Source organism: Anaerobutyricum hallii DSM 3353 (genome assembly GCF_000173975.1).
GTDB lineage: Bacteria > Bacillota > Clostridia > Lachnospirales > Lachnospiraceae > Anaerobutyricum > Anaerobutyricum hallii.
In genome coordinates this window covers 1-7,826 of the sequence record NZ_ACEP01000048.1, presented here as the reverse complement: position 1 = coordinate 7,826, position 7,826 = coordinate 1, and the positions used below count along the sequence as shown (strand labels likewise).

Annotated in this window: 6 protein-coding genes, 1 riboswitch and 1 other annotated feature; of the genes, 5 read left to right on the top strand and 1 reads right to left on the bottom strand. The window is 37.2% G+C overall.

Annotated features, from left to right (window positions below; all coding sequences use genetic code 11):
* Positions 1 to 221: 221 nt before the first annotated feature.
* Positions 222 to 1,514, bottom strand: coding sequence for a chloride channel protein (locus EUBHAL_RS04195; protein WP_044921920.1), 1,293 nt, complete (start codon positions 1,512 to 1,514; stop codon positions 222 to 224).
* 316 nt (positions 1,515 to 1,830) lie between these two features.
* Positions 1,831 to 2,096 (top strand) — a binding site (T-box leader).
* A 105-nt stretch (positions 2,097 to 2,201) separates the two neighbouring features.
* On the opposite strand from EUBHAL_RS04195, the gene EUBHAL_RS04190 reads away from it, so the two are divergent.
* From EUBHAL_RS04190 to EUBHAL_RS04170, 5 genes are all read left to right on the top strand, one after another.
* Positions 2,202 to 3,884, top strand: coding sequence for a 2-isopropylmalate synthase (locus EUBHAL_RS04190; protein ID WP_005345247.1), 1,683 nt, complete (start codon positions 2,202 to 2,204; stop codon positions 3,882 to 3,884).
* A gap of 614 nt (positions 3,885 to 4,498) precedes the next feature.
* Positions 4,499 to 4,593, top strand: a riboswitch (cyclic di-GMP riboswitch).
* Between the two features lie 127 nt (positions 4,594 to 4,720).
* Positions 4,721 to 6,088, top strand: coding sequence for a diguanylate cyclase domain-containing protein (locus tag EUBHAL_RS04185; protein WP_005345244.1), 1,368 nt, complete (start codon positions 4,721 to 4,723; stop codon positions 6,086 to 6,088).
* Positions 6,081 to 6,467: a CRISPR-associated endonuclease Cas3'' gene (locus EUBHAL_RS04180; protein ID WP_005345243.1), complete on the top strand. Its 387-nt coding sequence runs from the start codon at positions 6,081 to 6,083 to the stop codon at positions 6,465 to 6,467. The genes EUBHAL_RS04185 and EUBHAL_RS04180 overlap by 8 nt, the downstream gene beginning before the upstream one ends.
* A gap of 274 nt (positions 6,468 to 6,741) precedes the next feature.
* Positions 6,742 to 7,155, top strand: coding sequence for an IS200/IS605 family transposase (gene tnpA / locus EUBHAL_RS04175; RefSeq protein WP_005345241.1), 414 nt, complete (start codon positions 6,742 to 6,744; stop codon positions 7,153 to 7,155).
* Positions 7,156 to 7,159: 4 nt separating this feature from the next.
* The coding region (locus tag EUBHAL_RS04170) for an RNA-guided endonuclease TnpB family protein (protein ID WP_135960896.1) at positions 7,160 to 7,826 on the top strand (667 nt) is incomplete at its 3' end.

The window sequence follows — 7,826 nt, the reverse complement described above, 5'->3', positions numbered from 1 at the left end:
ACAATTTATTGAATTTTGTGACTTTGTGCTGCGGGATTTTGACCATAGAAACTTCGCATTCGTTTCTGCGAAGTTTCTGTTTTATTGGGCAAAATGGAGCGTTTAGCACAACGGAACAAAATCAATAAATTTTTTAGGGCTTCTTCCTGTTAATCTTCTGGCAATCCGATTGTTTGTTCTTCTATAAAGGAGTTTCCTTTGCCTGCGGCAACTCAGAATTTTTATTCATAATCCTGTCCATCAAATCTTTCATCCCCTGACAGGCGGTTAATAAACTTTGGATGGTATTTAGAGTAGACAATAATCTGTTCTTTGTACAAACCATGATAGCCGGAAAGCATATAGCTGATGGAGATGGCAATTAAGATATAGGAAACACCTTCAAATCCAAACAATTCAAATCCAATAAGCATTGAAGCAATCGGACAGTTTGTCACACCGCAAAATAAAGCGAGCATTCCGGTTGCAGCGCAAAGAGAGGGAGATATGCCAAAGATATGTCCAAACAGACAGCCAAAGGTTGCTCCGGTGAAGAAAGCAGGGACAATCTCGCCGCCCTTATATCCGGCAGCAAGCGTGAGTGCAGTAAGAAGCATTTTTATTAAAAAGGCATAGGCCGGGACATTTCCCGCGATAGCTCTTGCAATCATGTCAGTTCCTGCTCCATTGTAATCATAATTGCCGATTAGGAGGGTGATTGCAATAACAAGCAGACCGCCGACAATGATTCGCATGTAAGGTTTTTTAAAAAACTTATTGTAAAATAAACCAGCTCCCTTTAAAAATATACAAAATACAACGCTTAATCCAGCACAGAAAATGCCGAGCAGTACGATTTTAGCGCAACTTGTGAAGGTGAGTTCTGGTATTCCGTGGATAGTAAATGCTTCCGGGTTGATTCCCATATTGACAGCAAAACGATTTGCTACAATAGAAGAAAATACGCAGGGAACTAAAGCGGCATAATGCATGATTCCGACACTGATCATTTCCATTGGGAAAATAGCTGCCGCAAGAGGAGTTCCAAATACGGCAGAAAAGGCGGCACTCATTCCGCTCATGACAAGAAGCTTTCGATCCCCCTCGTCAAATTTGAAAAGCCGTCCGATTGTATTTCCAATACTTCCTCCCATCTGGAGAGCCGCTCCCTCACGTCCGGCAGAGCCACCGAATAAGTGAGTGATAATTGTTGCTGCAAAGATAAGTGGAGCCATATATGCAGGCACATCCTGATTTTTTCCATGTACAGCAGTCATAATGATGTTCGTTCCCTTATCCTGCCTTACCCCACAAAGATGATATAAAAATACGATAACGACACCACCAATCGGCAGAAAATATAACAAAAATGGATATTGACCGCGAAGTGTGGTTACTTTTTTTAAGCAAAAAGAAAAGGCACTACTAAATGCCCCGACAGCAACCCCGGTCAATACTGCCATAAAAAGCCATAACGCACAAGTCTTTAAATTGTAGTAGATCTTTCTTAGATAGCGTTTTATGATTTCTTCCATGATATTTCTCTCCCTTGTGTATTTCAAAAAAATTTTTGTCATTTTCAAATGTTTAGAAAAAGCATTTTTTCATTCCTTCTTAATATCAGAAAAAATTACGAGATTTATTTGGTTGCATCAAGAATGCCGGGGCATTCTTGAAACCATATTAAGAAGAGAGAAAATTCGATTTCTTTAGACATTGGATTTCTTTGTACATTGGATTTTTGAATACATTTTGTTTCCTAAAAAGAGTGTACTCTATTCGAATTCATATTGTCAAGTTCTGCCGAAAAAAGAATTGACATCCTTTTTATTTCGTGATAAATTAAATGCTGTAAATGCGATGAAGAGGAATAGTAGAATGATGAAAACATCCAGAGAGCTGCTGGTCGGTGCGAAGCAGTAGTGGACATGATTTGAACTCGCCTCTGAGCAGCCTGTTGAACCGCATGATTGCAGTAGGCAGCGCCGGAAACCTGACCGTTACAGCAGGAGGATATAAGGCTTTTTAAGTCCGTATCTGTAATGAGTGCATACCTTACTTTTTATGTATCGTATGAATAAGAGTGGTACCGCGGAATTATTTTCTCCGTCTCTTTTCGGCATCTGCCTTTTGGTATTTGCCATTAAAGAGACGGAGTTTTTTATTTTACAGGATATATTTCCTGTAATATGTTGTTTTTAACTTAAGGAGGATTTTCTATTATGAAGTATGCAGATAAGTATAAACCAATGTATTTCCCAGCTCCAGCTGGATATAATAAATGGATGGAGAAAGACCATATCGAACAGCCGCCTATCTGGTGTTCTGTTGACTTACGTGATGGTAATCAGGCTCTTATCATCCCTATGAGTTTAGAAGAAAAAATCGAATTCTTTAAATTATTAGTTGATGTTGGTTTTAAAGAAATCGAGGTTGGTTTCCCAGCTGCTTCTGAGACAGAATATGAATTCTGCCGTACATTGATCGAACGGAATCTGATTCCGGATGATGTAACGATTCAGGTTCTGACTCAGGCAAGAGAACATATCATTAAAAAGACATTTGAAGCCATTGAGGGTGCTAAAAACGTAATCGTTCATCTGTACAACTCCACTTCTGTTGCACAGCGTGAGCAGGTATTTAAAAAAGATAAAGAACATATTATTCAGATTGCTGTAGAAGGTGCTGAATTATTACAGAAACTGATGGAAGAAAATGGAGGAAAATACCGTTTTGAATATTCTCCAGAAAGTTTTACAGGAACAGAGATGGATTTTGCATTAGAAATCTGTAATGCTGTATTAGATGTATGGAAACCAAAGAAAGAATTACCTGCCATCATCAATCTTCCTGCTACTGTTTCCCACTCTCTGCCTCATGTTTACGCAAGCCAGATTGAGTTTATGAGCGAGAACTTAAAATACAGAGATAATGTTGTGTTATCTGTTCATCCTCATAACGATCGTGGAACAGGTGTTGCCGATACAGAATTAGCTGTTCTTGCAGGAGCCGATCGTGTGGAAGGAACATTATTTGGTAATGGAGAACGTACAGGTAATGTAGATATCATTACATTAGCTTTAAATATGTATGCTCATGGTGTAGAGCCAAACTTAGACTTTACAGACTTGCCACATATCGTAAAAGTATATGAAAAAGTAACAAGAATGCATGTATATGAAAGACAGCCATATGCAGGAAAGCTTGTATTTGCTGCCTTCTCCGGTTCTCATCAGGATGCTATCGCCAAAGGTATGCTGTGGCGTGAAACACATGACTGCGATAAATGGACTGTACCATATCTGCCAATTGATCCAAAAGATCTTGGAAGAGAATACGAAGCAGATGTTATCCGTATCAACAGCCAGTCTGGAAAAGGCGGTATCGGATTCCTTCTGGAAAAAACATATGGTATTCGTATTCCAACTAAAATGCGTGAAGAAGTTGGTTATTCTGTAAAAGATGTTTCCGACCATACACATAAAGAATTACAGCCAAAAGAAGTATTAAAAGTATTCAACGAAAAATATGTTAATATTTGTGATCCAATTGAATTACTCGAAGTACACTTCAAACAGGAACACGGTGGAATTTCAACAGAAATTATCCTGAACAAATATGGCGTACACAAAGTATACCACGGAAAAGGAAATGGTCGTCTTGATGCCGTAAGTAACGCATTAAAACGCCACTCCAACTTAGATTACACAATCTCCACATATGAAGAACATGCTCTGAAAATGGGTTCAAATTCCCAGGCATGTGCTTATGTTGCTATCTATGGAAGCGATGGAAATACATATTGGGGAGTTGGAATTGATGACGATATCATCAATGCTTCAGTGAAAGCGCTGATTAGTTCTGTAAATCGCTATGAGAGGTGCGAAGACGGCAAGGAAGATTAATTTCTGATTTGCCGCAGGCAACGGGACGCCCTTAAAGAGAGCCTATCCCCTATATTTGTGACTTTAGTCGCGGCGGTTTGAATACTCGCTTATACATGCCCGTATCCAAACCTTGCTCCGAGACCACAAATATAGGGGATAGGCTCTCTTTGAGGGCTGTTTATTGGCTGCAAGAGCAAAATCAGACTCCTTTATTACGCTCTCCACATCTTACGCAGAAAAAACTCAAAACGATTCTTTGTCCAGTTCTCATCCTTGCTGACACAGGAGATCTTATTAAAAGAGAACATATTCGCTGAATCAGTTATCAAATACTAAAAAGCTATCTTGTTTTCATAAAGGGACAACACATCTTGATTTTTATAAAAAATGGAATGCTATTATCCTTTTATAAAAAGATTTATAAAAGAGAGAGAAGCACTTTAAAAAAGAAAGTTTTGTTTCAACAATATGACCAATTAACGAAACAGTACTTATAAAAAATCAGTATATTTCAGATATTGACAGTAAAAAAATAATTGTGTAAAATAATGTTAGACTAAGAGGAATTTCCTATTTGATAAATAGTGATAAATATATTAGAGCGTGTTTTAAATATGCGCTGAAACATAAATTTTATATTTGGGTAAAACTGTCGAAAGGCAGCGACACAAAGCCAAATGGGTCTAAGGTTCATTTTTTAAGAGAATTATGACAGCCGGTTGCATCAAGTTATTGATTATTTTAATGAGTAATTTCTGCTCATTTTATGCCGTCTGTGTAAGGGTTATCTTCACAGGCGGCTTTTTTAATGCTTAAAAAATGGAAGATTCTAAAATTATAATTGGAGATAGAAAATGAAGTTAAAGTGGAGAGGGTTACAATTTGAACATTATATATTGGGAATTTTACTGGCAGTAGAGTGGATTATGTCATTTACTTTTTTGGGATATATTCATATACCTCCTATTTCCATTACTACAGCGCATATTCCTATCGTAGTTATCGCATGCCTTTTCGGGCCAGTGGAATCCTCAGTTGCAGGATTATTTTTTGGACTGGGAAGTATGTATAAAGCATCCGCATTGTATGTTATGCTGGGTGACAGAATATTTTCTCCATTTCAGACAGATTTTCCGATAGGAAGTATCTTGTTAAGTGTAGGAACAAGAGTATTATTTGGATTTTTAATGGGATGTATATTTAAAATTGTAAATAAAAGCCGTTATAAATGGGCCGGCAAAAGCCTTGCAGCATTAATAGCAACTCCGTTACATGCCTTGCTTGTGTACGGAGCAATGGGAATCCTTTTCCCAGAAAGTGGATTTAATTATAAGTCTTCTTTTAGATGGGGAGTAAATGATTATGCTATAGCCGCAATCTGCATTTTGGCGGTAATACTATCAGATATTATTTATCATAGCTCTTTTGTAACACATTATAAAAATGTGATCAATGATTCAGAATTAAGACAGCACTGGTCAGTTAAAATGAAAATGAGTTTGTTCATTATTATAATATTTGTATTCTGCATAGCAGCTTTTTCCACAATATATTTTGCAAGCCGGACAGAATATATGTTTGGTGTATATGGTGTCAAGGTAACGAAGAAAATAGCACAGGACATTCTTCATTTGCAGGTACAATTTCTGGCAGCTATGATTTCACTGAACTTTATTCTGATAGTTATCATTTTGATGATCTATAATTACATGAAACATAGAGAATATATGGGCGAGATGGATGCCCTTACAAATGTTATGGGAAGAAGACTATTTTTAAATTATTGTACGAAATGTCAGAATGATAGAGATGATATAGATAACAAATCGAAAAGAAAAGGCTGGTTTTTATTTATAGATATTGATTGGTTTAAGCAGATTAACGATACATTGGGCCATACGGTCGGCGATGAAACATTAAAGCAGATTGCAGAAAGCTTAAAAAATATATTCAGCAGCTATGGAGCCGTTGGCCGGGTAGGAGGAGACGAATTTGCAGTAATCATCAATGAGAAAATGACGAAAGAACAATTAGAGGAACAACTAAAAAAGTTCCTCTTAGATATTTCAGCCATTTTACCAGAAAGAACCGTTAGCTGTAGCATTGGTGTTTATCATTTCGGATTTCCCAAAAGTCAGAAAGAACTTCTTACGAGAACAGATGATGCATTGTATAAGGCAAAAGAAAAGGGAAGAGCCTGCTATGTGATATTGGATGAATAGGAATTTGTCGGAGGCAAAAGAGGGGATAGAAAGTAAAAGACAATCTGGTATTGATCATGGTGTTTACGGAGCAAAATATATTTATGATTTATCAGGAAAGTACGGACCGAATGGAAGGATAGTGGGTGAACTACTCGCAAATGTTATTTGCTATCATCATGGAGGACTCCCGGATGCAGAAGATTTTAATGGAGACAGCCCATTGTTGATGAGACTTCAGGATGAAAACAGACTTACTGATTATGAGCAGGTAAAAGTAGCTTTTTTTAAGGATTTACAGATTACGGAACAGGAGATAGAACAGCTTTTTAAGAAATCTGTTGAAGAGATAAAGCTGCTCATTCTGAAATCTTCTACGGGAAGTGAGGCAAGTATATAAGCAAAAGTTTGAAGAGTACCTTTCTGGATTGCAAAAGAAGTCAGAGACTTTAGAAGATACAGGTAAAAAAGTTTTGGATATTTTTTATTATATAGTGTAAGCCTCTTTTAAACAATACTTCCTGTTGATTTTACAGATGACAATTTATCCTTTTCTAGCAAGAAGACTCCGACCTCTAAGGTGGGAGATGAATTGCGTCTGTTACCTACTTTATATTGCATTCTAATCATAGTATAATATATTCAGTCGCATGATAAAGAAAGGCTGAAATACAATGAATTTAGATAATAATACACATTCAGTATTCTTACTGCACTATCATCTTGTGCTTGTGGTTAAGTATCGTAGCCAGGTTTTTGATGATGGTATTTCCAGCAGGGCGAAAGAGATATTTGAGTATATTGCTCCAAACTACAATATTACTCTTGAGGAATGGAAGCACGATAAAGACCATATACATATCCTTTTCAGGGCACACCCCAATACGGAAATAAGTAAGTTCATAAATGCATATAAGAGTGCAAGCAGTAGACTTCTTAAGAAAGAGTTTCCGCAGATACGGCAAAAGTTGTGGAAAGAACATTTCTGGAGCCAGAGTTTTTGTTTGATTACAACAGGCGATGCGCCAATTGAAGTAATCAAAAAATATATAGAAAGTCAGGGACAAAGGGACCGAAAAAGGAAGTGACAGAGTGGCAAACAGAGCATATAAATTCAGAATGTATCCCAATGATGAACAGAAGATTTTGCTTGCTAAGACTTTTGGATGTGTCAGAATGGTGTATAATCATTGGCTTGATAGAAAGATCCGGCAGTACGAGGAGAACAAGACAAACGTAACATATACCATTTGTGCAAAAGAAATGGCTGCAATGAAGAAGACGGAAGAATACGGATTTTTAAAGGAAGCAGATAGTATTGCATTACAGCAATCGCTCAGACACCTTGATACGGCATTTCAGAACTTTTTCAAACAGCCGAAAACAGGTTTCCCAAGATTCAAATCAAAAAAGCGGAATAAAAACAGCTATTCTACGGTCTGCATCAATGGGAACATAACCATATCTAATGGATATTTGAAATTACCTAAGATTGGTCAAGTCCGCTTAAAACAGCACAGGATTATTCCAGAGGAATACAGACTCAAATCTGTAACAGTAAGTCAGACACCAAGTGGAAAATACTATGCAAGTATTCTTTTTGAGTATGAAGACCAAGTACAGGAAAAGGAGTTGCAAAAGTTTTTAGGTTTAGATTTTTCCATGCATGAATTATATCGTGACAGCAACGGTAAGGAGTCTGCCTATCCAAGGTATTACAGGAACGCAGAGAAAAAATTGGCGAGAGAACAACGCAGGC